The sequence below is a fragment of the Mesorhizobium sp. M0870 genome (assembly GCF_040319775.1).
Taxonomy (GTDB): domain Bacteria; phylum Pseudomonadota; class Alphaproteobacteria; order Rhizobiales; family Rhizobiaceae; genus Mesorhizobium.
In genome coordinates this window covers 1-25,436 of sequence record NZ_JAMYOI010000012.1, presented here as the reverse complement: position 1 = coordinate 25,436, position 25,436 = coordinate 1, and the positions used below count along the sequence as shown (strand labels likewise).

Below are 25,436 nucleotides of genomic sequence, written 5' to 3'. Positions count from 1 at the left end.
GTACCCAGCCGGCCCAGGCCTGGGCTGCGACCTTCCGCAGCTGCTACACCAGCATGCAACCTGCCGCCGATCGCCAGCGATTATTCGCGATCGCTGAAACCACGATGCGCTGCCAAGCGTATGTTATGATGCGCCTTCGGACAGCGCCATTTCGAGGGAAGATATTCGCCGGACAACGGAGACAGGCCATGCGCCGCGCCTTTTTCGCAATCGCAGTCGTTCCATTCCTCTTTGTGTCGTCGGCATTGGCAGGCGATGCCGAGATCAAGGCAGGCCAGTCCGTCATTGATGGCCAGTTGAAGGCCCTCATCGCCAATGACGGCGCCACCGCCTACAGCTTCGCCGCCCCGAATGTGAAGCGGATTTTCCCGACCGTCGACGCCTTCATGAACATGGTGACCAACGGCTACCCGCCGGTGCGCAAGCCGCAGACCTATTCCTTCGGCAAGGTCGAGGAGACGGCTCCGGGGTCGATCGTCCAGCAGGTGCTGATCGTCGGACCGGACGGCAAGGACTACGAGGCTGTCTACACGTTGCAGCAACAGCCCGACGGCACGTTCCAGATCACCGGCTGCAGCCTGCGTGCCTCGAACTCGCTCAGCACCTGAGGCTTCACAGCAACGGGATATCGCCCCTCGCCCAGCCCTCGGTAATTTCTGCGCCGCGCGCCTCGAAGGTGCCGGCCTCGATCGCAGCGCGGATGTCCTGCATCAGCTTCTGATAGTAGGAAAGATTGTTCCAGGTGAGCAGCATAGCGCCCAGCGCCTCCTGCGAGCGCACCAGATGGTGCAGATAGGCGCGCGAATAGTCCCGGGCGGCCGGGCAATCGCTTTCCTCGTCCAAAGGGCGCGGATCGTCGGCATGGCGGGCATTGCGCAGATTGACCTTGCCGCGCCTTGTATAGGCAAGGCCGTGCCGGCCGGCCCGCGTCGGCATCACGCAGTCGAACATGTCGATGCCGCGCGCCACCGATTTCAAAATATCGTCCGGCGTGCCGACACCCATGAGGTAGCGCGGCTTGTCCGCTGGCAGTTCCGGGCAGGTGATGTCGAGCATCTCGAGCATCACCGCTTGCGGCTCGCCGACGGCCAGGCCGCCAACCGCGTAGCCCTTCAGCTCCATCGCGCTCAGCGCCTGCGCCGAACGCACCCTGAGCGCTGCGTTGTCGCCGCCTTGCACGATGCCGAACATCGCCTTGCCCGGCTGATCGCCGAACGCCGTCTTGCAGCGCTCGGCCCAACGCAGCGACAGCTCCATGGCGCGCTCGATCTCCTTCATCTCGGCCGGCAGCGCCGTGCATTCGTCGAGCTGCATCTGGATGTCGGAATCAAGCAGTCCCTGGATCTCGATCGACCGCTCCGGCGACATCTCGTAGGCAGCGCCATCGATATGCGAACGGAAGGTGACGCCCTTTTCGGTCAGCTTTCTCAGCTTCGACAGCGACATCACCTGGAAACCACCGCTGTCGGTCAGAATCGGATGCGGCCAGCGGGCGAACTCGTGCAGGCCACCGAGCCGCGCGACGCGCTCGGCGCCGGGCCGCAGCATCAGATGATAGGTGTTGCCCAGGATGATGTCGGCGCCGACACCGCGCACCTGGTCCATATACATCGCCTTGACGGTGCCGCCGGTGCCGACCGGCATGAAGGCCGGCGTGCGGATTTCGCCGCGCGGCATGTCGATCACGCCGCGTCGCGCCTTGCCGTCGGTTGCCAGAACCTTGAAGCTGAACGGCTTAGCCATTGAATTCCTTGTCGTGGACCGGGGCGTCCGGCGCCTGATTGTCAAGCGACTGGCGGTAGTGGATGCCGCGCATGGTGGAATCGCGGTGCTGGCGAATGCCCGCGCGCAGTTTTTTCACTTCCGCGACCAGCGCATCACGGTCAAAGGCTTGCAGATCATCGTCCATCGCTCGTCTCCGCTCGGAAAAGCAGGCTTGCGTCGCCATAGGAATAGAATCTGTAGCGGCTCTCGATGGCATGCGCATAGGCCGCGCGCATCGTGCCGAGGCCGCTGAAGGCCGAGACCAGCATGAACAGCGTCGAGCGCGGCAGATGGAAATTGGTCATCAGCACGTCGGCGGTGCGAAAACGGTAGCCGGGCGTGATGAAGATATCGGTCGGACCGGACCACGCAGCCAGAGTACCGTCCTCACGCGCCGCACTCTCCAGCAGACGCAGCGAGGTCGTGCCGACAGCGACGATGCGCCCGCCCCTTGCCTTGGCCGCATTGAGCGCGTCGGCTGTTTCTGCGCTAACCGAACCGGTTTCGGCATGCATCTTGTGGTCGGCGGTGTCGTCCGCCTTCACCGGCAGGAACGTGCCGGCGCCGACATGCAAGGTGACGAAGCGGCGTTCGATGCCCTTGGCATCAAGCGCCGCAAAAAGTTCCGGCGTGAAATGCAGGCCCGCCGTGGGGGCAGCGACGGCGCCTTCCTCGCTTGCATAGATAGTCTGGTAATCGGCTCGGTCGCGTTCGTCGTCATCGCGCTTCGAGGCGATGTAGGGCGGCAGCGGAATGTGGCCGACCGCGTGCAGCGCTTCGTCGAGGAAGGGGCCCGACAGGTCGAAGCCAAGCAGCGCCTCGCCGCCCTCGCCTTTCTCGATCACAGTGGCGTCGAGCTGACCGAGGAAACAGGAATTGCCGTCATGGCCGAAATGGATGCGGTCGCCGGCTGCGATGCGCTTGCCCGGCCGCATGAAGGCCAGCCAGCGGTCCGGCGCCATGCGCATGTGCAGTGTGGCTTCGACCTGCGCCGTCGCCTCGCCCCGCCGCCGGATGCCTTTGAGTTGCGCTGGAATGACCTTGGTGTCGTTGAACACCAGCACGTCGCCGGCCCTGAGCAAGGAGGGCAGGTCGCCAACCCTGCGGTCGTCGAGCCCTTCGCCTGATTTGACCACCAGCATCTTGGCGCTGTCGCGCGGCTCTGCCGGGCGAAGCGCAATGCGCTCCTCCGGCAGGTCGAAGTCAAAGAGATCGACGCGCATCAGTAGAGCCGGACGAGCAGCGCTCCGACCAGCAGCAGCACCGCGCCGGCGATGCGACCGAGCGAGATTTCACGCACCGCGACGCCGAGGAAGCCGATGCGGTCGATGAGCATGCCGGCCAGCAACTGGCCGGCGACCAGAAACGCCATCAGCGCGGCCGCACCGATGCGTGGCGTGAGAATCGTCGACAGCGTGACATAGAAACCGCCCAGCATGCCGCCGGCCACGAACAGCCAGGGCGCCGGCGCCTTCCAGTCGAGCGAGATGCCCTGCAGCTTCACCACCGTGACGGAAATAATGCCGAGCACGATCGCGCCCGACAGGAACGAAAACGCAGCCGCCGCGACCGGGAGGCCCAGGCCGCGCGCCAGTTGCGAATTGATCGGCGCCTGAATGGCAATGAAGGCGCCGGACAGGATGCCGAGAAGCGACCAGACGACGCCCATCATTGTCGTTTGCCCTTACTTGACGTCGGCCGCGACCTTCAGCGAGACGATCTTGTCGGGATCCTGCACCGGCTCGCCGCGCTTGATCTTGTCGACATTGTCCATGCCTTCGATGACCTGGCCCCAGACCGTGTACTGACGATTGAGGAAGGCGGCATCGTCGAAGCAGATGAAGAACTGCGAATTGGCCGAGTTCGGGTTCTGCGAACGGGCCATCGAGCAGGTGCCGCGAGCATGATTGGCGTTGGAGAATTCAGCCTTCAAATCCGGCTTTTCAGAGCCGCCCATGCCCGCGCGGGACGGCGCGAAGGAAGGCTTGCTGGAATTGCCGAACTTGACGTCGCCGGTCTGCGCCATGAAACCCTCGATAACGCGGTGGAAGACCACGCCGTCATAGGCGCCTTCCCTGGCCAGTTCCTTGATGCGGGCGACATGGCCCGGCGCCAGGTCGGGGAAAAGTTCGATGACCACATTGCCCTTGGTCGTTTCCATGATGAGCGCGTTCTCGCGGTCCTTGATTTCGGCCATGTCAGATATCCTTTTTCAGAAAAACAGAGTTATTCGACAATTTACTTGTCGGCGGCGATGCGCACCTTGATCATCCGGTCGGGATCGGTGACCGTGCCGTTGTCCGCCTGGTCGCCCTTCTTGATGTGATCCACCAGTTCCATGCCGCTGACGACATTGCCGACGATCGTGTACTGGCCATCGAGGGGCGGTGCCGGAGCGAACATGATGAAGAACTGCGAATTGGCCGAATTGGGGTCCTGCGAGCGGGCCATGCCGACCACGCCGCGCTTATAATGTTCGGTCTGTGAGAATTCGGCGGGCAGGTCGGGCAGGTCGGAACCGCCGGTGCCAACGGCCTCGGCGCTGAAACCCTTTTTCATATTGCCGAACTTGACGTCGCCGGTCTGCGCCATGAAGCCGTCGATGACGCGGTGGAAGGCGACGTTGTCATAGGCGCCTTGGCGCACCAGCTTCTTGATCTGCTCGACATGCTTTGGCGCCAGATCGGGCCTCAGCGCAATGGTGACGTCGCCGTCCTTCAGCGTGATGATCATTGTGTTTTCCGGGTCGGCGGCGAAAGCCGAGACCGACGCAGCCACAAGACCGGCGAGCACGACAAGGAACGAGGCTAGCTTTTTCAGCTGCATGGTTTTCTCCGAAAACTTACTTCTTGAACTTGGCTGTGAGCGCGCCGGCAACCGCCGCCGGCACGAAGGGGCGAATGTCGCCGCCCATCGAGGCAATCTGGCGGACAAGTGTGGCGGTAATGGTGCGCACCGAAGGACTGGCGGGCAGAAAAACCGTCTGCAGTTCAGGCGCCATGGTCTCGTTCATGCCGGCCATCTGCATCTCATAGTCGAGGTCGGTGCCGTCGCGCAGGCCGCGGATCATGATCGAGGCGCCGTGCTTCCTGGCGGCGTCGATGACCAGCCCGTCGAAGGCGACGACCTTGATGCGGGCACCATCGCTGCCGAATTCCGTCTTCGTCGCCGTCTCGATCAGCTTCACCCGCTCCTCGAAGGAAAACAGCGGCTGCTTGCCCGGATGGATGCCGATCGCCGCATAAACGATATCGGCCACGGCCAGCGAGGCCTTAAGCACATCGAGATGGCCGTTGGTCAGCGGGTCGAAGGAGCCGGCATAGAGGGCGATGCGTTCAGTCATGGCTGGTGCTTCTAATGCATGATCCCAAAAAGTGGAAACCGGTTTTTGCGGACAAACGGTTTTTCGTTTGTCCTAGAGATCATGCTCAAATGAAAGCTAGAGCCTGTTCCATCTTCCGTCCATCAAGATGGAACAGGCTCTAGCGAGCCTCTCTCGCAAAGGCAAATCCGATCGGCGCGCCGGCCATGAACCTTTTCCGGCACATGAACGACAGATGAACACGCTGATCACGAAGCCTTCACGCAGCGTTCACTAGGTTGCACCTTAATAAGATGAAACCAAAATCCCATCTATCCGTTGTTAGGCGCAGGAGAACACGCACATGCTGATCTACATGCTCGCCACCGCAATGACCGTCGCCATGCTGATCGCCACCGTCTTTGGGCTGCATCACGAGGCACAACGCATCCGCGTCAAGGCAAACACCAAGCGCTTCGAAGGCTTCGGCCCGCGCAAGCCATATCGTCACTACTGATAAAGCCTGATTTGCTGCTGCGCCGGCCAACTGGCCGGCGTTGCCATGTCAAAACCTGGGTGCCGGACTTAGTCCGTACCCTCCGGACCGGCGTCAGGCGCCGGAGCGGCATCGGGACCGCCCTCGACCGTCTCGTCGCTTTCTTCGTCCGCTTGCGGTTCCGATATCCGCTCGACCGAAACCACCTTTTCACCTTCAGCCGTGTTGAAGATGGTCACGCCCTTGGTGGCGCGGCTGGCGAAACGGATGCCGTTGACCGGCACCCGGATGACGGTGCCGCCGTCCGACACCAGCATGATCTGGTCGTCATTGCCGACCGGGAACGTCGCCACCAGCCTGCCAATCTCGGCTGCCTTCGACACGTCGGTGGCGCGGATGCCTTTGCCGCCGCGTCCAGTCAGCCGGAAATCATAAGACGACGAACGCTTGCCGTAGCCGAACTCGGTCACCGTCAGCACGTATTGTTCGTGCGCCTTGAGCTCTTCGTATCGGCTTTCGGAAAGCTCCGTCTCCTCGCCGATCTCCTCATTGGTCAGCGCGATCTCTTCCTCTTCGCCGGCCGTTTCTGTGGCAAGACGCCGCTCCGCCGCCGCGCGCTTCAGGTAAGCGGCGCGTTCCGCCGGCGAAGCATCGACATGCTCTATCACCGACATCGAGATGATGCGGTCGGTCTCGGCCATGGTTATGCCACGCACGCCGACCGAATTGCGGCTCTGGAAGACGCGCACGTCGCCGACGGAGAAGCGTATGCACTGGCCGGAACTGGCGGTCAGCAGCACGTCGTCCTTGTCGGTGCAGGTCTCGACGCCGAGGATCTCGTCGCCTTCTTCCTCCAGCTTCATGGCGATCTTGCCATTGCGGTTGACCTGGACGAAGTCGGATAGATCGTTGCGGCGCACGGTGCCACGTGCGGTGGCGAACATCACGTAGAGTTCGCTCCAGCTGGCCTCGTCCTCGGGCAGCGGCATGATGGTGGTGATGCGCTCGCCCTGCTCCAGCGGCAGCATGTTGATCAGCGCCTTGCCGCGTGATTGCGGATTGCCGATCGGCAGCCGCCAGACCTTTTCCTTATAGACGATGCCGCGCGAGGAAAAGAACAGCACCGGTGTATGGGTGTTGGCGACGAACAGCCGGGTGACGAAATCCTCTTCCTTGGTCGACATGCCGGAGCGGCCCTTGCCGCCGCGGCGCTGCGCCCGGTAGAGCGACAGCGGCACGCGCTTGATGTAGCCGGAATGGCTTACCGTCACGACCATGTCCTCGCGCTGGATCAGATCCTCGTCTTCCATGTCCGAACCGCCGTCGGTGAGTTCGGTGCGGCGCGGCGTGCCGAACTCGTCGCGCACGGCGGCAAGCTCGTCCTTGACGATCTTCTGGACACGCGCTCGGGACGACAAAATGTCCAGATAATCAATGATTTCAGCGCCGATCGTGTTCAACTCGTCGGCGATCTCGTCGCGGCCGAGCGCGGTCAGGCGCTGCAGGCGCAGTTCGAGGATGGCGCGCGCCTGTTCCTCTGACAGATTGTAGGTGCCGTCTTCATTGATCCGATGACGCGGGTCATCGATCAGGAGGATCAGAGATTCCACGTCGCCAGAGGGCCAGCGCCGCTCCATCAACTGCTCACGCGCTGTCTGCGGATCCGGAGCGGTGCGGATCAGTTTGATGATCTCGTCGATATTGGCGACGGCGATGGCGAGACCGACCAGCACATGGGCGCGGTCGCGCGCCTTGCGCAGCAGGAATTTTGTCCGCCTTGTGATCACCTCCTCGCGGAAGGCGACGAACGCCTTCAGCATATCGGTCAGGTTCATCACTTCCGGTTTGCCGCCATTCAGTGCCACCATATTGGCGCCGAAAGAGGTCTGCAGCGGCGTGAAGCGATAGAGCTGGTTGAGGATGACGTCGGCAACGGCGTCGCGCTTCAACTCGATGACGACGCGGTAGCCCTGGCGGTCGCTCTCGTCGCGGATATCGGAAATGCCCTCGATACGCTTGTCGCGCACCAGTTCAGCCATCTTCTCGATCATCGACGATTTGTTCACCTGGTAGGGAACTTCGGTGATGATGATCGACTCGCGGTCATTGCCGCGCTGTTCGATGTTGACCTTGCCGCGCATGACGATGGAGCCACGGCCGGTCGAATAGGCGTTGTAGATGCCCGAACGGCCAAGCACGATGCCGCCGGTCGGGAAATCCGGTCCCGGAATGATCTCCATCAACGCCGGCAGGTCGATCGCCGGATTGTCGATTAGGGCAATGGCGCCGTTGCAGATTTCGCTGAGATTGTGCGGCGGGATGTTGGTCGCCATGCCGACGGCGATGCCGCCCGAGCCGTTGACCAAAAGGTTGGGAAACCGTGCCGGCAGAACCTTCGGTTCGCTGCCCGACGCGTCATAAGTGTCCTGGAAATCGACGGTATCCTTGTCGATATCCTCCAGGAGCTCGTGCGCGACCTTGGTCAGGCGCGCTTCCGTGTAGCGCATCGCCGCAGGCGGATCGCCGTCGATCGAGCCGAAATTGCCCTGCCCGTCGATCAACGGAACGCGCAGCGACCAGTCCTGTGCCATGCGCACCAAGGCATCATAGATGGAGGCGTCGCCATGCGGATGGTATTTACCCATCACGTCGGCGACAGGACGCGCCGACTTCACATATTTGCGGTTCCAGTGGTAACCGCTCTCATGGGCGGCGAAGAGAATGCGGCGATGCACCGGCTTGAGGCCGTCGCGCACGTCCGGCAGCGCACGGCTGACGATGACGCTCATGGCGTAATCGAGATAGGAGCGCTGCATCTCCTCGACGATGGATATCGGCTCGATGCCGGTGGGGCCGCCGTCGGCGCCGCGCGGTGTCTTCTGGTCGGTCAAATCGGATCACAATCTAATCAGGAATCACTTGGTGCTTATATAGGAAGCAAGCCCGAAACTCCAACATTCCCAGCACTTTTCCAGTGTCATTTTTGGTGGTAATTTCAAATGGATACCACTGATTGCGACGATATGGCCAAGGCGGTTTCGCCGCCATCGACGCAAAAGCCTGCAATGGACGTTTTCCCCGAGCAAAAGCCACGAGCGCGATGGATTGGACCCTGTGGCTGCCCTTGCGAGCACCTGAGCCGATTCACGAGACGCGAAGGCCCATAGCGCCACGGCGGGCGCGATACTTACCGGGCGTTTCGCCCATGACACGACGAAACCGGCGGTTGAAGGTCGACAGGTCGTTGAAGCCGGCCCCGAAGGCGATCGCCGAGACCGCATCATCCGACATCTGCAGCCGCACCGCTGCCCTGTGCAGCCGCGTCTTGAGCAAGAACTGATAGGGCGTCATGCCCGCGACCTGCCGGAAGATGCGCAGGAAATGGTAAGGACTGGTCGCAGTCTCATCCGCAAGCGCTGAAAGCGAGACCGGCCCGTCGGCATCCAACTCTATCCGCCGCACCACTTCGGCCACCCGTTTCTGATCGCGGCGGCTCGGCGCGCGCCTGACATGCGTGGCTCCGGTGGCAATCGTCGCGGCGGCACCGGCCATGCGCAGGGAAAGTTCCTCGAAGGCATCCATGTCAGCAGTCTCGCGCGCGGCTTCCGCCTCGGCCAGCAGTGGCGCCAGCACCGGCAAAGGCGGCAGGCGCGGCGTGGCGAAGGCCAGCTTCCTGGCGCCCGGCACGCCGGCCACGACCCGCTCCATGTAAGACGGTCCGAAATGAAACGACAGGCAACGGTCGCCGCCGCCATGCTCATGCCCGCATTCGTAGCATGTGCCGGGATTGCCGAGCAGGAGCGCGCCGGGCGCCAGCATCGCCGTGCCTTGTTGCGCACGGTAGCGGAACGTGCCGCTGGTGACGGCAGCCACGCAGAAATCCTGATGTGCTTCCTCGAACGGCCGGTCGCCGGCACCGGCCGTGCAGATGACATCCGTCACGTGCCAGCCAGGTCCGGAGGCGAGAATATGTGTGGTCGCTGTCATGGCCGAAATATAGCAATTTTTCCCAAGCCCAGAACCCCTTCACCGCCTACCCTTCCCGGTCTCCTGACAAGAAGAGAGCTGAACCATGTTTGACCAATCCTCCTTTGCCGAAGCCTTGCACAGCCCCGGACCTATCGACGGACTCGCCGAAAAGCTGAACCTTTACGGGCGCTTCGCCGGCGCCCGGGCGTTCGACGCCTCGCGCCATCTCGAGGACGGCACGGTGCTGACCGGGCGTGGCGAGGTGCATTTCGGCTGGGCGCTCGAAGGCCGGGCGATCCAGGACGTCTGGATCCTGCCCGCGCGCGACGCCGGCCCTTCGCCTTCGCTCGGCGCCTGGACGTTCTACGGCACGACGTTGCGCGTCTACGACCCCGGCGCGGATGCCTGGCACATCTTCTGGAGCGATCCGCGCAACCAGTATTACAGCCGCCAGCTCGGTCGCGCCGAGGGCGACACGATCATGCAAGTGGGCGCCGACGGCACCGGCAGTTCAGTACGCTGGAGCTTTTCACGCATCACCGAAAACTCCTTCCGATGGCTGGGCGAACGCTCGCAAGACAATGGCGCGACATGGCGGCTGGAAGTCGAGTTCCTGGCGCGCCGAGAGGTTTGATCGCCGAGGAATGCAGCAGCAGCCCAGAATAAAAGCGTCGCGATCCTTTGCGCCGGCATCAACCACTTTCCCGCTGACAGTTCCCACCGACCGGGCTTTGCTCTACCAATATTCTGTCCGGGCACGGCCCGGCGGGAGGGTCAGAGATGCCGAGTTTCGACAGCCTGTTCAACGCCTTCGTCACCATTCTCGTGACCATCGATCCGCCTGGCCTGGCGCCGCTGTTCCTGGCCGTAACGCGCGGCATGAACCGCGAGGAGCGCCAGCAGGTTTCCGTCCGTGCCTCGATCATCGGCTTCCTGGTGATGGCGTTGTTTGCAGTTGCCGGCGCATCGATCCTGTCGGTGTTCGGCATAACGTTGCCGGCCTTCCGCGTCGCCGGCGGTTTCCTGCTGTTCTTCATCGCCTTCGAGATGGTGTTCGAGCGCCGGCAGGACCGTAAGGAGAAGATCGGCGACGTCGCCATCACCAAGGACATGATCCACAACATCGCCGCCTTCCCGCTGGCGATCCCGCTGATCGCCGGCCCCGGCGCGATTTCGGCGACGGTGCTGCTTTCCGGTTCATTTCAGGGATTTGCCGCGCAGGCAGCCCTGGTCGGCATCATCTTCGTCTGCCTCGCCATCACCTATCTGGTGTTCGTGCTGTCGGAACGCATCGACCGCATCCTCGGCCAGACTGGTCGTTCGATCCTGACCCGGCTGCTTGGCGTCATCCTGGCGGCACTGGCCGTGCAATTCGTGGCCGACGGCATCAAGGCGCTGATGGCGGGGTAACGCGACGAGCTGCCGCCGAAGCCGGCCCTATTTCACCGTCGTGTCGATCACTTCGAAATCGTGGGTAATCGTCGCGGTCTTGGCCAGCATCGCAGACGCCGAGCAATATTTTTCGATCGAAAGGTCGATCGCGCGTTTCACCTTGTCGCTGGAGAGTGCCCTGCCCTTGACGACGAAATGCATATGGATGCGTGTAAAAACCCTGGGCTCGGTTTCGGCCCGGTCGGAGTCGAGTTCGACGACGCAGTCCTCGACCGCCTCGCGGCCTTTTTCGAGGATATGCACGACATCATAGGCCGAACAGCCACCGGTGCCGATCAGCACCAGCTCCATCGGGCTTGGACCCGGCGTCTTGCCTTCCGATCCGTGCGCTGTTCCGAGCACGACCTTGTGACCGCTGCCGGATTCCCCGACGAAGGTGCGCTCCTCGACCCACTTTACGCGTGCTTTCACCGAACTCGTCCTTTCACCGTATTTCCTTGATCGGCCCGGTCAGCCTCAATCACGATGCAAAACCCCGAAAGTCCATGAATGACTCTCGGGGCACTGTGTCTGACATAACTGTTGCGATCAGAACGGGATTTCGTCATCCAATTCGCGCGACGAACCGCCACCGCCGCCGCTCTTGGCACCGCCGCCGCCGCGATTGAAGCCTTCGCTCGGGCTGGACTGACCGAAATCGGAACCACGGCTGCTGCCGCCACCGGTATAGCCGCCGACCTGACCGCCCTCGCCCTGTCCGCGTGCGTCGAGCATCTGCAGCTCACCGCGGAATTTCTGCAGCACGACTTCCGTCGTGTACTTGTCGGCACCGGTCTGGTCCTGCCATTTGCGCGTCTGCAACTGGCCCTCGACATAGACCTTCATGCCCTTCTTCAGATACTGCTCCGCCACCTTGGCGATGCCCTCATTGAAGATGACGACGTTGTGCCACTCGGTTTTTTCCTTGCGTTCGCCGGAATTCTTGTCGCGCCAGCTTTCCGATGTGGCGATGCGGATGTTGACGACCGGTTCACCCGAATTCAGGCGACGGATTTCGGGATCCGCGCCGAGATTGCCGACCAGAATGACCTTGTTGACGCTACCCGCCATGATATTTCTCCGCGCTCATCCGAAACAAATTTTTGTCGCAGCACCTTACAGGCTGCAGGCGATCGCCGCTTGCCATGGCTGCCTTTACCCACAAGGTTTTTGTTCCCTTTTCGTTCTTATCCGCATCGCTGCTTATTGTCAAGGAATGGCAGCAATGCCGAAGCCGCTCATATGGGTTTGAAAAGACCGCTTGCCAAATCAATAAGTATTCACTTATGCTTTTGGCATGATCGAAGCAGAGATTTTCCGGGCACTGGCCGACCCGACGCGCCGCGCCGTCTTTGAGCGGCTGGCCGCCGGCGAGATGAGCGTGTCGGAATTGCGCACCGGGATGACGGTGTCGCAGCCCGCGGTGTCGCAGCATCTGGCGGTGCTGCGTGGGGCCGGGCTGGTGGTCGAGCGGCGAGCCGGCCGCAACGCCTATTACCGCGCCGATCCGCAGGGGCTCGCCCCCTTGCTCTCCTGGATCGAACGCTACCGGACCTTCTGGCCGGAGCGCATCGAAAGGCTGAAGGCGGTTTTGAAGGACATGGATCAATGAAGAAGGCGGGATCAACGACCAACGCGGGCCAAAGCGACGCCGCGGATGCGCTCGAGTTCGAGTACGAGCTTGCCGAGCCGCCGGAAAAGGTCTGGCGGGCCCTGACCGTACCGGAATTGCTCGCCGCCTGGATGATGCCGAACGACATCAGACCCGAGATGGGCAACCGTTTTGCCCTCGCCGGACCGGATGCGCCGATCGATTGCGAAATCCTCGACGCCGAGCCCGAACGCCTGTTGCGCTATTCCTGGCGGGAGCGCTCGCAGCCAGGCGATGGCGCGCGGCAGGATCCGCTTGACAGTACCGTCACTTTTACGCTTGCGCGCACCGTTTCCGGCGGCACGCATCTGCGCATCGTCCATGACGGCTTTGCCCGCAAGGCCATGCCTGCCGTCGCCATGGCAGGCGCCGGCTGCCGGCTTTCGCTCGATGCAAACAGGTCACCTAAGCCAATCGCCGCAAACACGCCTCGCCTCCTGCTGCGCGCGGCCTGAAAACAAACAGACGGAGAGAGACAATGAGCGGTGTTGCCAATCTAGTTCCGATGGTGATCGAGCAATCGAGCCGCGGCGAACGCGCCTTCGACATCTTTTCACGACTGCTGCGCGAGCGCATCGTCTTCATCAACGGTGAGATCAACGACGACATCTCGGCGTTGGTCTGCGCGCAGCTTCTGTCGCTGGAATCGGACAATCCCGACAAGGAGATCTCGCTCTACATCAACTCGCCGGGCGGCGTGGTCACCAGCGGCTTCGCCATCTACGACACAATGCAATACATCAGCTGCCCGGTGTCGACCGTATGCATGGGGTTTGCCGCATCGATGGGCTCGTTCCTGCTGATGGCAGGCGCACCGGGGCGCCGGATCTCGCTGCCGAACGCCACCATCCTGCTGCATCAGCCGCTGGGCGGGTTCCAGGGCCAGGCCTCCGACATCCAGCGCCATGCCGAGCGCATCGGCCGGACGAAACGGCACATGGCCGAACTCTACGCGCAGCATTGCGGCCGCAGCTATGAAGAGGTCGAGCGCACGCTGGACCGCGACCACTTCATGACCGCCCGCGAGGCCCAGGCATGGGGCATCGTCGACCATGTTTTCGACACGCGAAAAAAGGCGGCGTGAGCCAGGGCCGGATCGGAGTCCGTCCGGCTGTCGAAGATTTGACGATGCCGGTCTGGTTCCATCGGCGGCGCGCCACTATAGTCTTGGGATGACCGACACTCATCAGTCCAGATCATTGCACCGCGTCATCGCCGTTGTAGCGCTCGCCATTGCGGGCCTCATCAGCGGCGCGGCACTTGCCGAAGACAGTTCGCCGTCAACGCAAAAAGGCGCCCTGCCCGGCGTAACCGGTGACTACCGCATCGCCAAGCCGGCTCCGGAGCCCGACGACGCGTTTCCCGGCAACGGCAACGGCCAGTTCAAGATCGGCGATACGGATGTCAGGATTGCCGGCAGCATCACCGTCGATGTCGGCGCCGGCTCGATCGGGCCGCCGCGCCACTGACAGTCTGTCGGCGCGTGCTGCGTTGCGCCTGTCGCCAACAGACAATCCGCACATGAAAACGGCCCCGCCGTGCTTTGCGCAAACGGACGGGGCCTTTTTGGATCTCAAATCCAATCTCTACCGGGAGTGTACTGCCGGCATTTGATTTCGGATGCAACGCGGCGTTCAACCGACGATCCGACTAACAGTCTCTGATTTTTACGGGGATATGGCAGGTCACGGTTTGTCGGGTGGCGAAAACGCTAAACCCTGGCACTTATGCCTGCCGCCGCTCCAGTAACAACTGGAACCCTATGGGACGATCCGGTGGCGTCATAGCTCCGCTCCTTTGTCCATTGCGACGTTGTCGTCACGAAGCACAAATCGCAAATGCCTGCGGCGTCTCGCAGGCCGCCTTTGGGCGGCGAGGCCATCGAAAGACGGCCGTCTTCGTTGACTGCTGGAGACTGCTCCCGTCAGCTGGTGGCGTCAACCATCAATAGCCGGTTACCGAAAAATGTGATCGCCGGAAGGTTACGTGCAGGTCAGCTTTTGCACAGCTTTGTCAGGAGCGTGTTCGGCCTTTGTTCTTTCCGCTTGCCCGTTCACGCGAAAGACGGTTAAACGCTTTGGTCGGGAATTGTGGCGTCTCTCGACGTGGCGGCAAAACTACCTACATAGGGGATGGCCGGGAAAACCCGCCATTCCAGGAAATTCCAGATTCTGAGGCGGCGACCGGCTATGGCCGACCATAAATATCTTTCCATTCGCGGGGCGCGCGAACACAATCTGAAGAATGTCGATCTCGACTTGCCGCGTGACAGCCTGATTGTCATGACCGGCCTGTCGGGGTCCGGCAAGTCATCGCTTGCCTTCGACACGATCTATGCCGAAGGCCAGCGCCGCTACGTCGAAAGCCTGTCGGCCTACGCGCGGCAATTCCTTGAGATGATGCAGAAGCCTGACGTCGACCAGATCGACGGCCTGTCGCCCGCCATCTCCATCGAGCAGAAGACCACCTCGAAGAACCCGCGTTCGACCGTCGGCACCGTCACCGAGATCTACGACTATATGCGGCTGCTTTTTGCGCGCGTCGGCATCCCCTATTCGCCGGCCACCGGCCTGCCGATCGAGAGCCAGACGGTTTCGCAGATGGTCGACCGCGTGCTGGCGGTCGAGGAAGGCACGCGGCTGTTCATCCTGGCGCCGATGGTGCGCGGCCGCAAAGGCGAATACCGCAAGGAATTGCTGGAGTTGCAAAAAAAGGGCTTTCAGCGCGTCAAGGTCGATGGCGTCTTCTACGAAATCGCCGACGTGCCGGCGCTGGACAAGAAGTACAAGCATGACCTCGACGTCGTCGTCGACCGCATCGTCGTGCGCGGCGATCTGGCGACGCGGCTTGCCGATTCCATCGAGACCGCCCTGAAGCTGGCCGATGGGCTGGCGGTCGCCGAATTCGCCGACAAGCCGCTCGATGCCAGCCAGACCGGCGAGGATTCGGTCAACAAGTCGAAGAACGAGACGCATGAGCGCATCCTGTTCTCGGAAAAGTTCGCTTGCCCGGTCTCCGGCTTCACCATTCCGGAAATCGAACCGCGGCTGTTCTCGTTCAACAACCCGTTCGGCGCCTGCCCGACCTGCGACGGTCTCGGCAGCCAGCGCGCCATCGACGGCAATCTGATCGTGCCGGACGAGAACATCTCGCTGCGCGACGGCGCCGTCAGCCCGTGGGCGAAGTCGACCTCGCCCTATTACGCGCAGACGCTGGAAGCGCTGGGCAAGGCTTATGGCTTCAAGCTTGGCGACAAGTTCAAGGATTTGTCCGAAGAGGCCAAGGAAGCCATCCTGCACGGCACGGGCGAGCGCGAAATCACCTTCCAGTATGATGACGGCCTGCGCTCCTACAAGACCACCAAGACCTTTGAAGGCGTCATTCCCAATCTCGAGCGGCGCTGGAAAGAGACCGAATCCGCCTGGATGCGCGAAGAAATCGAGCGCTTCATGTCGGCGACGCCCTGCCCGGTCTGCAAGGGCTATCGGCTGAAGCCCGAGTCGCTGGCGGTGAAAATCGCCGGCAAGCACATCGGCGAAGTCACCGAGCTTTCCATCCGCAAGGCCGACCAGTGGTTCACCGACCTGCCAGCGTCGCTCAACGACAAGCAGAACGAGATCGCGGTGCGGGTCTTGAAGGAGATCCGCGAGCGGCTGCGCTTCCTCAACGATGTCGGGCTCGACTATCTGACGCTGTCGCGCAATTCCGGCACGCTGTCGGGCGGCGAGAGCCAGCGCATCCGGCTGGCGTCGCAGATCGGCTCGGGTCTTACCGGTGTGCTCTATGTGCTGGACGAGCCATCGATCGGCCTGCACCAGCGCGACAATGCCCGTCTGCTCGATACGCTGAAGCATCTGCGCGACATCGGCAACACGGTGATCGTCGTCGAGCATGACGAGGATGCCATCCTGCATGCCGACTATGTCGTCGACATGGGCCCGGCCGCCGGAATCCATGGTGGCGAGATCATCGCCCAGGGCACGCCGCAGCAGGTCATGGCCAATCCCAATTCGATCACCGGCAAATACCTGTCCGGTGCGCTCGAAGTGGCGACGCCTGGTGTCAGGCGCGAGGCGAAGAAGAACCGGCGCCTGAAAATCGTCGGCGCGCGCGGCAACAATTTGAAGAACGTCACCGCAGAAATCCCGCTCGGCACCTTCACCGCCGTGACCGGCGTGTCGGGCGGCGGCAAGTCGACCTTCCTCATCGAGACGCTGTTCAAGGCCGCGTCGCGCCGCATCATGGGCTCGCGCGAACATCCGGCCGAACACGACCGCATCGAGGGTCTCGAATTCCTCGACAAGGTCATCGACATCGACCAGTCGCCGATCGGCAGGACACCGCGTTCGAACCCCGCCACCTATACCGGCGCCTTCACGCCGATCCGCGACTGGTTCGCTGGGCTGCCCGAAGCCAAGGCGCGCGGCTACCAGCCGGGACGCTTCTCCTTCAACGTGAAGGGCGGCCGCTGCGAGGCCTGCCAGGGCGACGGCGTCATCAAGATCGAGATGCACTTTTTGCCCGACGTCTACGTCACCTGCGACGTCTGTCACGGCAAGCGCTACAACAGAGAGACCCTCGACGTCGTGTTCAAGGGCAAGTCGATCGCCGACGTGCTCGACATGACGGTCGAGGAAGGCGTCGACTTCTTCGCCGCCGTGCCCGGCGTGCGCGACAAGCTCGAAACGCTGAAGCAGGTCGGCCTCGGCTACATCCACATCGGCCAGCAGGCGACGACGCTGTCCGGCGGCGAGGCGCAGCGCATCAAGCTCGCCAAGGAACTGTCGCGCAAGGCAACTGGCAAGACGCTCTATATCCTCGACGAGCCGACCACCGGGCTGCATTTCCACGACGTCGCCAAGCTGTTGGAAGTGCTGCATGAACTGGTCGACCAGGGCAACACGGTGGTGGTCATCGAGCACAATCTCGAAGTGATCAAGACCGCCGACTGGGTGCTCGACCTCGGCCCCGAAGGCGGCGACGGCGGCGGCGAACTGGTTGCCTCCGGCACGCCGGAAGCAATCGTGCGCGAGAAGCGCAGCTACACCGGCCAGTTCCTCAAGGAGCTTCTGGAGCGGCGCCCCGGAGGCAAGCGCGAAGCGGCGGAGTGATCGGACCGGTTGGCGCCTGGAGAGCTTTTGAATGAAAATCAGAAGAGCGCTTGCCGGTGATCTCCAAACTGTCGTCTCGCTGACGGAAGCGGCCTATGCGCCTTACACTGCACTGTTAGGCGCACCGCCGATCCCAGTCACCGAAGACTATACGCCGCGCATCGCGCGCGGCGAGGTGTGGGTGTTGGAAAGCGGCAGCGAAATTGCCGGAGTACTCACACTGGAACGGCACGACGATCACGCGATGATCTTCTCCGTCGCGGTCTCTCCTGACTTTCAGGGCAAAGGCTTCGGTATTGCGTTGCTCAAACACGCGGACGAACAGACGCGGCTGTGGCGCTTGCCCGAGGTGCGGCTTTACACCAACGCCAGGATGGAGCGGAACATCGCGCTCTATCTGGCCTACGGTTTCCACGAAACGGGTCGCCGGCCCAATCCCTACCGGCCGGGATGGGTGCTCGTCGACATGGCAAAAGTCGTCGATGAGACCACCGCGGCCTGATTTTTTCAGCACTGGGAGGATGACAATGAGCACATCGGGAACAATCCGCGCCGGCATGGGCGGCTGGACCTTCGAGCCCTGGGATACGTCCTTCTATCCCGACAAGCTTCCCAAGGCCAAGCAGCTGAACTACGCCACTCGCCAGGTGCCGAGCATCGAGGTCAACGGCACTTACTATTCCAGCTTCAAGGAGCCGACCTTCGTTAAATGGGCCAACGAGGCGCCGGACGGTTTCGTGTACTCGCTAAAGGGCAACCGCTTCGTCACCAACCGGCGCGTGCTCGGCGAGGCCGGCGAATCGATGATGCGCTTCCTCGGCTCGGGTGTTGCCGCGCTCGGTGAAAAGCTCGGGCCGATCCTGTGGCAGTTCGCGCCGACCAAGAAATTCGATCCGGACGATTTCGAAGCCTTTTTGAAACTGCTGCCGGAAAAGCAGGACGGCGTTGGGCTGCGCCATGCGCTCGAAGTCCGCAACGACAGTTTTGTCGTGCCGGAATTCGCAGCACTTGCCCGAAAATACAAGGCCGCGATCGTTTACGCCGACCATGCCAAATATCCCGACATCGCCGATGTCACCGGTGATTTCGTCTACGCCCGGCTGCAGACCGGCAGCGATGACAATCCCGACTGCTACACGCCGAAAGGCCTCGATGAATGGGCCGCGCGGGTAAAGATTTGGGCGCAAGGCAAGCAGCCGGCCGACCTGCGGCGCGCCGACCCCGCCACCGATGCGCCGGTCAAGCCGCGCGACGTGTTCGTCTACTTCATCACCGAGGGCAAGGTGCGCGCGCCGTTCGGCGCCATGGCACTGATGAAGCGAGTGGACCAGGGTCAGCCGGTGCCCTGACGCAGCGGAATCATGGCATCTTCGCTACCGTCGTAACCTTATCGATACCTCCTTGCTGCATGAATCCAGCCGAACCAGTCGCAGATTTGGGCCGCCGCGGGCAAGGACGAGGGGCATGTCGCTCGACTACACTTCACTTCTGCTGGCTGTCGGTTTTTCCGCTGCCTGCCTGAGCCTGACATTGTTTGGCATGTGGCTGACCGCTCGCTCGGAGAAATTCCTGCTGACATGGGCGATCAGTCTGGTGTTCGTGGTCGGCGATATTTTTGTCTATGACGCCTATATCGATATGCCCGGGCGCCTGCTCGGCATCGCCACGCTGGCTTTCCTCCTGCTCGGTTTCTCGACAATGCTGGGCGCGGCCTACCAGTTCAGAACCGGCGGCTCGCCAGTGCCGCGAACGGTGCTTGGCAGCGCCATTTCGCTGGCCGTGACGTTGCCTCCGATGGCTCTAGGCTATGACGGGCTGGGCTTCATGTTCGAAAATGCCTTCGCCGCCTTGCTTCTGTTCGCAACGGCGGTCGAATACTGGAAAGGCCGCGACGAAGCCCCTGCCCTGACGATCGGTATCACCGCGCTCTATTCCGCCACGGCCGCATCCTTCGCTCTCTGCGCCATGGTTCTAGCCTTGGATGGAAAGCTGGTCCTTGGACATGCGCCAAGCAACTGGGCCGAGGAACTGAGCCTCATCATCGTCATCGCCAGCATGACCGGGATCGGGGCGCTTTCCCTGGCCCTGAACCAGGGACGTCTGGCCCGGCATCACCGCCACAATGCCCTGACCGACCCGCTGACCGGCCTGCTCAACCGCCGCGCCCTGTTCGACCTGCACGGCGATGCGCCGGTCGGCGCCTTCACGGCGGTGGTCGTCTTCGATCTCGACAACTTCAAGGCCGTCAACGACGAATTCGGCCACGCCGCCGGCGATGAGGTGCTGAAGGTGTTCGCACGGGAACTCGCCGGCAATCTCCGCCCGGGCGACGTCGCCGCGCGCATGGGCGGCGAGGAATTCGCGCTGGTGCTGAAGCGGACCTTGCCCGAAACGGTGGAGGCCACCGCCGAGGCCATACGGACAGCTTTTGCCGCGCACCGCATCGAAACCGAGACAGGCTCGCTGATATGCACGGTCAGTGCCGGATTTGCTTTCGGCACCAAGGAAGGTCTCGGCTTCGACAAGGTGCTCAATACCGCCGACAAGGCGCTCTACGACGCCAAGCGCGGTGGCCGCAACCGCGTCACCGCCTCTCCGTTCAGGCGCGCAGGCTGATCGCGCATCTGTGGCAGCCACGATCACGATGAGCTGTGCGACTTCCAGAGCATTTCACCGTTTCAAGGAAACGGCGAGCTGCTCTAACCCGTTGTCTGATGCAATTATCCAGGGAAAGCGCTTCGCACTTTTCCCAGAATTGCTCTACGCCGCCATCACGATTTCATTGAATGCATCCAGGTCGACATAGAAGACCTTGGTGATCTCCTCGATCAGGTCGTCATGGCCGTAGCCTTGGGACTTCAAGATGTTGATGGCAGTGATGATATCGACGCGCTCGGTAAGCCGCCGCTTCTGGTAGTCCTCGACGTAACGTTCCATGGCTGTCCCTTAGCCTGTGTGCCCAAACGCGTTGAACGACAAAGATCGCAGGAGAGAAGCTAGGAAGCCTTGCTTGCGTGAGACTTGCCGGTGATAGCCGCGGCCTCGATCTGCGATAAACCAGACTGGTACGGAAGCGGCCGACTCACAAAAGCCTAGGAAAAGACTAGCACGCAGTTGCCGATGCACCAGAGACGCTGATGCAGGGCCGGAGAAATATTGGATTTGGCAAGGACTTCGGATCGTCAACTGAAGTGCGGCGGCGATTCTACACCGTCAGGAACTTCCGGACATCGGCACGGTCCAGATCTTCCGCCGGACCGGTATGGACGATCACGCCCCGGTCCATGATGTTGACCTCGTCGGCGAGTTCGCGGCAGAAATCGAGATATTGTTCGACCAAAAGCACGGCGATGCCGGCTTGGTCGCGCAGGTAGCGGATGGCGCGGCCGATGTCCTTGATGATCGACGGCTGGATGCCTTCGGTCGGCTCGTCGAGCACCAGCAGCTTCGGCCGCATCACCAATGCCCTCCCGATGGCGAGCTGCTGCTGCTGGCCCCCGGAAAGATCGCCACCGCGACGGCCGAGCATCTGCTTCAGCACCGGGAACAATTCGAAGACATGTGCAGGAATGTTGCGGTCGGCCCGTTTCAGCGGCGCGAAGCCTGATTCCAGGTTCTCCCGCACGGTGAGCAGCGGAAAGACCTCCCTGCCCTGCGGTACGAATGCGATGCCCGACCGGGCGCGGTCATACGCCGCGCTCCGGTCGAGCGCCTTCCCCTCGAAGGCAACGCTTCCGCTCGTCAGCCGGTGATGGCCGACGATCGATCTCATCAAACTGGTCTTGCCGACGCCATTGCGGCCGAGCACGCAGGTGATCTTGCCGGCGCCCGCCTTCAGCGACACGCCGCGCAGCGCCTGGGCGGCGCCGTAGTGCAGCGTGGCATTGGAAACTTCGAGCATGTCAGCGCCTTTTCCAGAACCGCAGAAACGACAAATCGAAGTGATGGAACTGCACCCGCCAAACCATGCTCATCTCCCCAGATAGACTTCGACGACACGCTCGTCGGCCGACACAAAATCGAGTGTGCCCTCACTCAGCACCGAGCCCTCATGCAGGCAGGTGACCTTGACGCCGAGCTCGCGCACGAAATGCATGTCGTGCTCGACGACGATGACCGAATGGTCGCGGGCAATATCCTTGAGCAGCCGCGCGGTTTCCTCGGTCTCGGCATCGGTCATGCCGGCGACCGGTTCGTCGACCAGAAGCAGTTTCGGGTCCTGCGCCAAGAGCATGCCGATCTCGAGCCACTGCTTTTGCCCATGGCTCAGATTGGCCGCCAGTTCGTCACGCTTGTCGCCAAGCCGGATGATGCCGAGGATGTCATCGATCTGCCGCGTCTCGGCGGCCGAGCGGCGATGGAACAGCGCCGGGAAGATCGAGCGCGGCCCCTTCAGCGCCAGCATCAGGTTTTCCTCGATCGTGTGGCTTTCGAACACGGTCGGCTTCTGAAACTTGCGGCCGATGCCCATCATGGCGATCTCGGCCTCATCATGCTTGGTCAGATCGACCTGGCCGTCGAAGAACACGTCGCCTTCGTCGGGCCGCGTCTTGCCGGTGACGATGTCCATCATCGTCGTCTTGCCGGCGCCGTTGGGGCCGATGATGGCGCGCATCTCACCCTTGTCGAGCACCAGCGACAGATTGTTGATGGCGCGAAAGCCGTCGAAGGAGACCGAAACTCCGTCGAGATAAAGGATCGTGTTCGACTTTGACATGGTCGCTCACTCCGCCGGCTGCGGTTCGGGGTTGCTGGCGGACCAGTCGCCGGGCTTTCTCGCCTCGCTGCGAACGATTTTCGCCGGCGGCGGGACGTCGGCATCGGTGCCGGCTTCCTCGGCAATCGAAGCTGCCCGCAACGCCCTGGCGTTGCCGCGCCAGCTGTCCCACATGCCGATGATGCCCTTGGGCAGCAAGAGCGTGACGGCGACGAACAGCCCACCCAAGGCAAACAGCCAGAATTCCGGCAGCACGCCGGTGAACCAGGATTTGCCGGCATTGACCAGCAACGCACCGATGATCGGTCCGACAATGGTGCCGCGCCCGCCGACGGCGGCCCACACAACGACCTCGATCGAATTGGCCGGCTCGAATTCACCCGGATTGATGATGCCGACCTGCGGCACGTAGAGCGCGCCGGCTATGCCGGCCATGACGGCCGAGACGGTGAAGGCGAACAGTTTTACGTTCTCCGCCCGCCAGCCGAGGAAGCGCGTGCGGCTCTCGGCATCGCGCACAGCCATCAAGAGCTTGCCGTATTTGGAGCCGACGATCGCCCAGGTGACGAAGACGGCTAGCGCGAGCATCACGGCGCTGGCGGCAAACAGCGCCGAGCGCGTCGCGTCGGCCTGCACGTTGAAGCCCAGAATATCTTTGAAATCGGTCAGGCCGTTGTTGCCGCCGAACCCCATGTCGTTGCGAAAAAAGGCAAGCAGCAGCGCGTACGTCATCGCCTGGGTGATGATCGAGAGATAAACGCCGGTGACGCGGCTGCGGAAGGCGAACCAGCCAAAGACGAAAGCGAGCAGGCCGGGCACCGCGAGCACCATGAGGCCGGCGAACCAGAAATGGTCGAAACCGTACCAGAACCAGGGCAATTCCTTGTAGTTCAGGAACACCATGAAGTCGGGCAAGATGGGATTGCCGTAGACGCCGCGTGAGCCGATCTGGCGCATCAGATACATGCCCATCGCATAGCCGCCGAGCGCGAAGAAGGCGCCGTGGCCAAGCGAAAGGATGCCGCAATAGCCCCAGACAAGATCGAGCGCCAAGGCGAGCAGTGCATAACAGAGATATTTGCCGGTCAGCGCGACAATGTAGGATGGGATGTAGAAGGCGCTGGCAGGAGACACCGCAAGGTTGAGCAGCGGCACGATGACGGCCACCGCCAGCAGGATGAAGATCGTGATGGCGATGCGGCGGTCCGCGCCGGCGGCAAAGAAGCGTCCCGTGATCATGCTTCCACCGCCCTGCCCTTGAGCGCGAACAGGCCGCGCGGGCGCTTCTGTATGAACAGGATGATCAGCACCAGCACGACGATCTTGCCGAGCACCGCGCCCGCATAGGGCTCGAGGAACTTGTTGACGATGCCAAGCGAGAAGGCGCCGACCAGCGTGCCCCACAGATTGCCGACGCCGCCGAAGACGACGACCATGAAGCTGTCGATGATGTAGCCGCGACCGAGATTGGGCGAGACATTGTCGATCTGGCTGAGCGCGACACCGGCAATGCCTGCAATGCCGGAGCCGAGCGCGAAAGTCAGCGCGTCTACCCATGGCGTCCTGATGCCCATCGAGGCGGCCATGCGCCGGTTGGCGGTGACGGCGCGCATCTGAAGGCCCCAGGGCGTGCGCTTCATCACGTAGAGCAGGATGCCGAAGACAGCGAGCGCGAAAACCAGGATCCACAGCCGGTTCCAGGTGATCGCCAACTGTCCGACATTGAACGAGCCCGACATCCACGAGGGGTTGCCCACCTCCTGGTTGGTCGGCCCGAAGATCGAACGCACGGCCTGTTGCAGGATCAGCGAGACGCCCCAAGTCGCAAGCAGTGTTTCCAGCGGCCGCCCGTAGAGAAAGCGGATGACGCCGCGCTCGATGATCAGGCCGACCAGAGCCGAGACGAGGAAAGCCAGCGGCAGCGCAATAACCAGCGACCAGTCGAACAGGCCGGGAAAGGAGGTGCGGATCACCTGCTGGACGACGAAGGTCGTGTAGGCGCCGAGCATGACCATCTCGCCGTGCGCCATGTTGATAACGCCCATGACGCCGAAGGTGATGGCAAGGCCGATCGCCGCCAGCAGCAGCACCGAGCCCAGCGAAATGCCGTACCAGATGTTCTGGCCGGCATCCCAGAAGGCCAGCGTCGAATTGATGTTGGCGATTGCGGTCGTCGCCGCTTGCTTGACCGCGTCGGTGGATTTCGCCTCGACCGAGGTGAGCAGGGAAACCGCATCGCGGTCGCCACGCGCGCCGATCAGGGCAATTGCAGCGAGCTTGTCGGCTTCAGGCCGGTCGGAGACCAGAACGGAGGCGGCACGAGCCTGTTCGAGCAGCGCCTTGACGCTGGCCACGGTCTCACTGGCGATTGCCGTGTCGAGCGGTCCGATGTTTGCGGCGTCGGGCGTCTTGAACATGGTGTCGGCGGCGGCGATGCGCACGGCCGGATCCTTGGCGCCAAGCGTCAGCGTGCCCAACGCATCGCGGATGACGCGACGCAGCGTGTTGTTGACCTTGATCTTGGTGATGTCGTCCTTGGCCGCCTCGCCCGATGCCTCGCCGCTCAACGGGTCGGAAAGCTGGACGCTTTCGCCCGCTTCCTTGCCGACAAACACCAGGGAATCGGCCTTGCGGACATAGAGGTTGCCGTCGGCCAGTGCCGCAAGCGGCCGCTCCACCGCCGGATCGCCGGCAGCAGCCAGTTCGTGGACGACGGCTCCGATCTCGGAAAAGCCCTTGGCCGCGGCGAATTTGGCGATGATGCCGCGCAGATCGGCTTCGCCGGCGCCGGAGGACGACAGTGTCGCCAGCAGGAACAACAGCATCAAACCAATCGTACGAAACAGGTTCATCGGTCTCTGGTAACCCTTGAAGGTTGAAGTGGGCCTGGGGGGCCGGGCGGGGGGCCCGGCCAGCCCCGGCCGCCGGCGCCGGCGGGGCACCGGGGGGGGCATGAGACAGCCAAGGGAAGGAAACCCGGGGTTGCACTCGAAATG

Annotated in this window: 28 protein-coding genes; 12 read left to right on the top strand and 16 right to left on the bottom strand. The window is 62.4% G+C overall.

Features of this window, described 5'->3' with window-relative positions:
• Positions 1 to 188: 188 nt before the first annotated feature.
• Entirely contained in the window at positions 189 to 608 is a 420-nt protein-coding gene (locus NKH97_RS16235) for a DUF4864 domain-containing protein (RefSeq protein WP_352774226.1), read from the top strand.
• A 4-nt stretch (positions 609 to 612) separates the two neighbouring features.
• On the opposite strand, the gene tgt is transcribed toward NKH97_RS16235, so the two are convergent.
• The 7 genes from tgt to coaD form a co-directional block, all read right to left on the bottom strand.
• On the bottom strand, positions 613 to 1,743 hold the full coding sequence (gene tgt / locus NKH97_RS16230; protein ID WP_352774224.1) for a tRNA guanosine(34) transglycosylase Tgt: 1,131 nt from the start codon (positions 1,741 to 1,743) through the stop codon (positions 613 to 615).
• On the bottom strand, positions 1,736 to 1,909 hold the full coding sequence (locus tag NKH97_RS16225) for a hypothetical protein (protein WP_023812988.1): 174 nt from the start codon (positions 1,907 to 1,909) through the stop codon (positions 1,736 to 1,738). The genes tgt and NKH97_RS16225 overlap by 8 nt, the downstream gene beginning before the upstream one ends.
• Positions 1,899 to 2,987 carry a tRNA preQ1(34) S-adenosylmethionine ribosyltransferase-isomerase QueA gene (queA, locus tag NKH97_RS16220; RefSeq protein ID WP_352774222.1) on the bottom strand — a complete coding sequence of 363 codons (1,089 nt, stop codon included), beginning with the start codon at positions 2,985 to 2,987 and terminating at the stop codon, positions 1,899 to 1,901. Before queA ends, NKH97_RS16225 begins: the two co-directional genes overlap by 11 nt.
• A complete protein-coding gene (locus NKH97_RS16215) occupies positions 2,987 to 3,436 on the bottom strand; it encodes a DMT family transporter (protein ID WP_352442598.1) in 450 nt (149 codons plus the stop codon). The genes queA and NKH97_RS16215 overlap by 1 nt, the downstream gene beginning before the upstream one ends.
• Before the next feature lie 12 nt (positions 3,437 to 3,448).
• On the bottom strand, positions 3,449 to 3,961 hold the full coding sequence (locus NKH97_RS16210; RefSeq protein ID WP_352442597.1) for a peptidylprolyl isomerase: 513 nt from the start codon (positions 3,959 to 3,961) through the stop codon (positions 3,449 to 3,451).
• A gap of 41 nt (positions 3,962 to 4,002) precedes the next feature.
• Positions 4,003 to 4,497 (bottom strand): peptidylprolyl isomerase, encoded by a 495-nt coding sequence (locus tag NKH97_RS16205; protein WP_245273275.1) that lies wholly within the window; start codon positions 4,495 to 4,497, stop codon positions 4,003 to 4,005.
• Between the two features lie 109 nt (positions 4,498 to 4,606).
• On the bottom strand, positions 4,607 to 5,107 hold the full coding sequence (coaD, locus tag NKH97_RS16200; protein WP_023812993.1) for a pantetheine-phosphate adenylyltransferase: 501 nt from the start codon (positions 5,105 to 5,107) through the stop codon (positions 4,607 to 4,609).
• Positions 5,108 to 5,429: 322 nt separating this feature from the next.
• Here coaD and NKH97_RS16195 point away from each other — a divergent pair, with 322 nt between their 5' ends.
• Complete coding sequence (locus NKH97_RS16195) at positions 5,430 to 5,582, top strand: hypothetical protein (RefSeq protein ID WP_352553047.1); 153 nt, start codon at positions 5,430 to 5,432, stop codon at positions 5,580 to 5,582.
• Positions 5,583 to 5,650: 68 nt separating this feature from the next.
• Here NKH97_RS16195 and gyrA read toward each other — a convergent pair whose 3' ends face one another.
• Complete coding sequence (gene gyrA / locus NKH97_RS16190; protein WP_352797897.1) at positions 5,651 to 8,452, bottom strand: DNA gyrase subunit A; 2,802 nt, start codon at positions 8,450 to 8,452, stop codon at positions 5,651 to 5,653.
• Positions 8,453 to 8,705: 253 nt separating this feature from the next.
• Complete coding sequence (locus NKH97_RS16185) at positions 8,706 to 9,548, bottom strand: helix-turn-helix transcriptional regulator (protein ID WP_352774218.1); 843 nt, start codon at positions 9,546 to 9,548, stop codon at positions 8,706 to 8,708.
• An 85-nt stretch (positions 9,549 to 9,633) separates the two neighbouring features.
• Between NKH97_RS16185 and NKH97_RS16180 the strand changes: the two genes are divergently transcribed.
• Positions 9,634 to 10,164, top strand: a complete 531-nt coding sequence (locus NKH97_RS16180; RefSeq protein ID WP_352797894.1) for a hypothetical protein — start codon at positions 9,634 to 9,636, stop codon at positions 10,162 to 10,164.
• A 146-nt stretch (positions 10,165 to 10,310) separates the two neighbouring features.
• Complete coding sequence (locus NKH97_RS16175; protein ID WP_023670949.1) at positions 10,311 to 10,940, top strand: MarC family protein; 630 nt, start codon at positions 10,311 to 10,313, stop codon at positions 10,938 to 10,940.
• A gap of 27 nt (positions 10,941 to 10,967) precedes the next feature.
• On the opposite strand, the gene NKH97_RS16170 is transcribed toward NKH97_RS16175, so the two are convergent.
• Together NKH97_RS16170 and NKH97_RS16165 are read right to left on the bottom strand one after the other, a co-directional pair.
• Positions 10,968 to 11,393, bottom strand: a complete 426-nt coding sequence (locus tag NKH97_RS16170; RefSeq protein ID WP_023812998.1) for an OsmC family protein — start codon at positions 11,391 to 11,393, stop codon at positions 10,968 to 10,970.
• Positions 11,394 to 11,510: 117 nt separating this feature from the next.
• Positions 11,511 to 12,032, bottom strand: a complete 522-nt coding sequence (locus NKH97_RS16165; protein WP_127270744.1) for a single-stranded DNA-binding protein — start codon at positions 12,030 to 12,032, stop codon at positions 11,511 to 11,513.
• Positions 12,033 to 12,258: 226 nt separating this feature from the next.
• Here NKH97_RS16165 and NKH97_RS16160 point away from each other — a divergent pair, with 226 nt between their 5' ends.
• The 8 genes from NKH97_RS16160 to NKH97_RS16125 all read left to right on the top strand — a co-directional run bounded on the left by NKH97_RS16160 (position 12,259) and on the right by NKH97_RS16125 (position 20,339).
• Positions 12,259 to 12,573, top strand: a complete 315-nt coding sequence (locus NKH97_RS16160; RefSeq protein ID WP_013531836.1) for an ArsR/SmtB family transcription factor — start codon at positions 12,259 to 12,261, stop codon at positions 12,571 to 12,573.
• Positions 12,570 to 13,067: an SRPBCC family protein gene (locus NKH97_RS16155; protein ID WP_352442594.1), complete on the top strand. Its 498-nt coding sequence runs from the start codon at positions 12,570 to 12,572 to the stop codon at positions 13,065 to 13,067. Before NKH97_RS16160 ends, NKH97_RS16155 begins: the two co-directional genes overlap by 4 nt.
• 23 nt (positions 13,068 to 13,090) lie before the next feature.
• Positions 13,091 to 13,696: an ATP-dependent Clp protease proteolytic subunit gene (locus tag NKH97_RS16150; RefSeq protein WP_128303589.1), complete on the top strand. Its 606-nt coding sequence runs from the start codon at positions 13,091 to 13,093 to the stop codon at positions 13,694 to 13,696.
• A gap of 88 nt (positions 13,697 to 13,784) precedes the next feature.
• Positions 13,785 to 14,081 (top strand): hypothetical protein, encoded by a 297-nt coding sequence (locus NKH97_RS16145; RefSeq protein ID WP_352797888.1) that lies wholly within the window; start codon positions 13,785 to 13,787, stop codon positions 14,079 to 14,081.
• 720 nt (positions 14,082 to 14,801) lie between these two features.
• Positions 14,802 to 17,723 (top strand): excinuclease ABC subunit UvrA, encoded by a 2,922-nt coding sequence (gene uvrA / locus NKH97_RS16140; RefSeq protein WP_023813002.1) that lies wholly within the window; start codon positions 14,802 to 14,804, stop codon positions 17,721 to 17,723.
• 31 nt (positions 17,724 to 17,754) lie between these two features.
• A complete protein-coding gene (locus tag NKH97_RS16135; protein WP_023813003.1) occupies positions 17,755 to 18,225 on the top strand; it encodes a GNAT family N-acetyltransferase in 471 nt (156 codons plus the stop codon).
• A 25-nt stretch (positions 18,226 to 18,250) separates the two neighbouring features.
• A complete protein-coding gene (locus NKH97_RS16130; RefSeq protein WP_023813004.1) occupies positions 18,251 to 19,072 on the top strand; it encodes a DUF72 domain-containing protein in 822 nt (273 codons plus the stop codon).
• Positions 19,073 to 19,187: 115 nt separating this feature from the next.
• Positions 19,188 to 20,339: a GGDEF domain-containing protein gene (locus tag NKH97_RS16125; RefSeq protein WP_023813005.1), complete on the top strand. Its 1,152-nt coding sequence runs from the start codon at positions 19,188 to 19,190 to the stop codon at positions 20,337 to 20,339.
• 144 nt (positions 20,340 to 20,483) lie between these two features.
• On the opposite strand, the gene NKH97_RS16120 is transcribed toward NKH97_RS16125, so the two are convergent.
• The 5 genes from NKH97_RS16120 to urtB all read right to left on the bottom strand — a co-directional run bounded on the left by NKH97_RS16120 (position 20,484) and on the right by urtB (position 25,292).
• Positions 20,484 to 20,660: a hypothetical protein gene (locus NKH97_RS16120; RefSeq protein WP_023759335.1), complete on the bottom strand. Its 177-nt coding sequence runs from the start codon at positions 20,658 to 20,660 to the stop codon at positions 20,484 to 20,486.
• A gap of 268 nt (positions 20,661 to 20,928) precedes the next feature.
• Positions 20,929 to 21,624 carry an urea ABC transporter ATP-binding subunit UrtE gene (gene urtE / locus NKH97_RS16115; protein ID WP_023813006.1) on the bottom strand — a complete coding sequence of 232 codons (696 nt, stop codon included), beginning with the start codon at positions 21,622 to 21,624 and terminating at the stop codon, positions 20,929 to 20,931.
• Positions 21,625 to 21,693: 69 nt separating this feature from the next.
• Positions 21,694 to 22,440, bottom strand: a complete 747-nt coding sequence (gene urtD / locus NKH97_RS16110) for an urea ABC transporter ATP-binding protein UrtD (protein WP_023813007.1) — start codon at positions 22,438 to 22,440, stop codon at positions 21,694 to 21,696.
• 6 nt (positions 22,441 to 22,446) lie between these two features.
• Positions 22,447 to 23,679 carry an urea ABC transporter permease subunit UrtC gene (gene urtC, locus NKH97_RS16105; protein ID WP_023813008.1) on the bottom strand — a complete coding sequence of 411 codons (1,233 nt, stop codon included), beginning with the start codon at positions 23,677 to 23,679 and terminating at the stop codon, positions 22,447 to 22,449.
• On the bottom strand, positions 23,676 to 25,292 hold the full coding sequence (gene urtB / locus NKH97_RS16100) for an urea ABC transporter permease subunit UrtB (RefSeq protein WP_352774213.1): 1,617 nt from the start codon (positions 25,290 to 25,292) through the stop codon (positions 23,676 to 23,678). The genes urtC and urtB overlap by 4 nt, the downstream gene beginning before the upstream one ends.
• Positions 25,293 to 25,436 lie beyond the last annotated feature (144 nt).

Excerpts from the sequence above, each read along its gene's own strand:
- uvrA (WP_023813002.1), top strand. The coding sequence starts at position 14,802 with ATGGCCGACCATAAATATCTTTCCATTCGCGGGGCGCGCGAACACAAT.
- NKH97_RS16235 (WP_352774226.1), top strand. The coding sequence starts at position 189 with ATGCGCCGCGCCTTTTTCGCAATCGCAGTCGTTCCATTCCTCTTTGTG.
- urtD (WP_023813007.1), bottom strand. The coding sequence starts at position 22,440 with ATGTCAAAGTCGAACACGATCCTTTATCTCGACGGAGTTTCGGTCTCC.
- NKH97_RS16225 (WP_023812988.1), bottom strand. The coding sequence starts at position 1,909 with ATGGACGATGATCTGCAAGCCTTTGACCGTGATGCGCTGGTCGCGGAA.
- NKH97_RS16135 (WP_023813003.1), top strand. The coding sequence starts at position 17,755 with ATGAAAATCAGAAGAGCGCTTGCCGGTGATCTCCAAACTGTCGTCTCG.
- NKH97_RS16185 (WP_352774218.1), bottom strand. The coding sequence starts at position 9,548 with ATGACAGCGACCACACATATTCTCGCCTCCGGACCTGGCTGGCACGTG.
- NKH97_RS16130 (WP_023813004.1), top strand. The coding sequence starts at position 18,251 with ATGAGCACATCGGGAACAATCCGCGCCGGCATGGGCGGCTGGACCTTC.
- urtB (WP_352774213.1), bottom strand. The coding sequence starts at position 25,292 with ATGAACCTGTTTCGTACGATTGGTTTGATGCTGTTGTTCCTGCTGGCG.
- queA (WP_352774222.1), bottom strand. The coding sequence starts at position 2,987 with ATGCGCGTCGATCTCTTTGACTTCGACCTGCCGGAGGAGCGCATTGCG.
- NKH97_RS16210 (WP_352442597.1), bottom strand. The coding sequence starts at position 3,961 with ATGGCCGAAATCAAGGACCGCGAGAACGCGCTCATCATGGAAACGACC.
- urtC (WP_023813008.1), bottom strand. The coding sequence starts at position 23,679 with ATGATCACGGGACGCTTCTTTGCCGCCGGCGCGGACCGCCGCATCGCC.
- NKH97_RS16155 (WP_352442594.1), top strand. The coding sequence starts at position 12,570 with ATGAAGAAGGCGGGATCAACGACCAACGCGGGCCAAAGCGACGCCGCG.
- NKH97_RS16160 (WP_013531836.1), top strand. The coding sequence starts at position 12,259 with ATGATCGAAGCAGAGATTTTCCGGGCACTGGCCGACCCGACGCGCCGC.
- NKH97_RS16120 (WP_023759335.1), bottom strand. The coding sequence starts at position 20,660 with ATGGAACGTTACGTCGAGGACTACCAGAAGCGGCGGCTTACCGAGCGC.
- coaD (WP_023812993.1), bottom strand. The coding sequence starts at position 5,107 with ATGACTGAACGCATCGCCCTCTATGCCGGCTCCTTCGACCCGCTGACC.
- NKH97_RS16125 (WP_023813005.1), top strand. The coding sequence starts at position 19,188 with ATGTCGCTCGACTACACTTCACTTCTGCTGGCTGTCGGTTTTTCCGCT.
- NKH97_RS16205 (WP_245273275.1), bottom strand. The coding sequence starts at position 4,497 with ATGATCATCACGCTGAAGGACGGCGACGTCACCATTGCGCTGAGGCCC.
- NKH97_RS16215 (WP_352442598.1), bottom strand. The coding sequence starts at position 3,436 with ATGATGGGCGTCGTCTGGTCGCTTCTCGGCATCCTGTCCGGCGCCTTC.
- urtE (WP_023813006.1), bottom strand. The coding sequence starts at position 21,624 with ATGCTCGAAGTTTCCAATGCCACGCTGCACTACGGCGCCGCCCAGGCG.
- NKH97_RS16150 (WP_128303589.1), top strand. The coding sequence starts at position 13,091 with ATGAGCGGTGTTGCCAATCTAGTTCCGATGGTGATCGAGCAATCGAGC.
- NKH97_RS16145 (WP_352797888.1), top strand. The coding sequence starts at position 13,785 with ATGACCGACACTCATCAGTCCAGATCATTGCACCGCGTCATCGCCGTT.
- NKH97_RS16165 (WP_127270744.1), bottom strand. The coding sequence starts at position 12,032 with ATGGCGGGTAGCGTCAACAAGGTCATTCTGGTCGGCAATCTCGGCGCG.
- NKH97_RS16195 (WP_352553047.1), top strand. The coding sequence starts at position 5,430 with ATGCTGATCTACATGCTCGCCACCGCAATGACCGTCGCCATGCTGATC.
- NKH97_RS16180 (WP_352797894.1), top strand. The coding sequence starts at position 9,634 with ATGTTTGACCAATCCTCCTTTGCCGAAGCCTTGCACAGCCCCGGACCT.
- tgt (WP_352774224.1), bottom strand. The coding sequence starts at position 1,743 with ATGGCTAAGCCGTTCAGCTTCAAGGTTCTGGCAACCGACGGCAAGGCG.
- NKH97_RS16175 (WP_023670949.1), top strand. The coding sequence starts at position 10,311 with ATGCCGAGTTTCGACAGCCTGTTCAACGCCTTCGTCACCATTCTCGTG.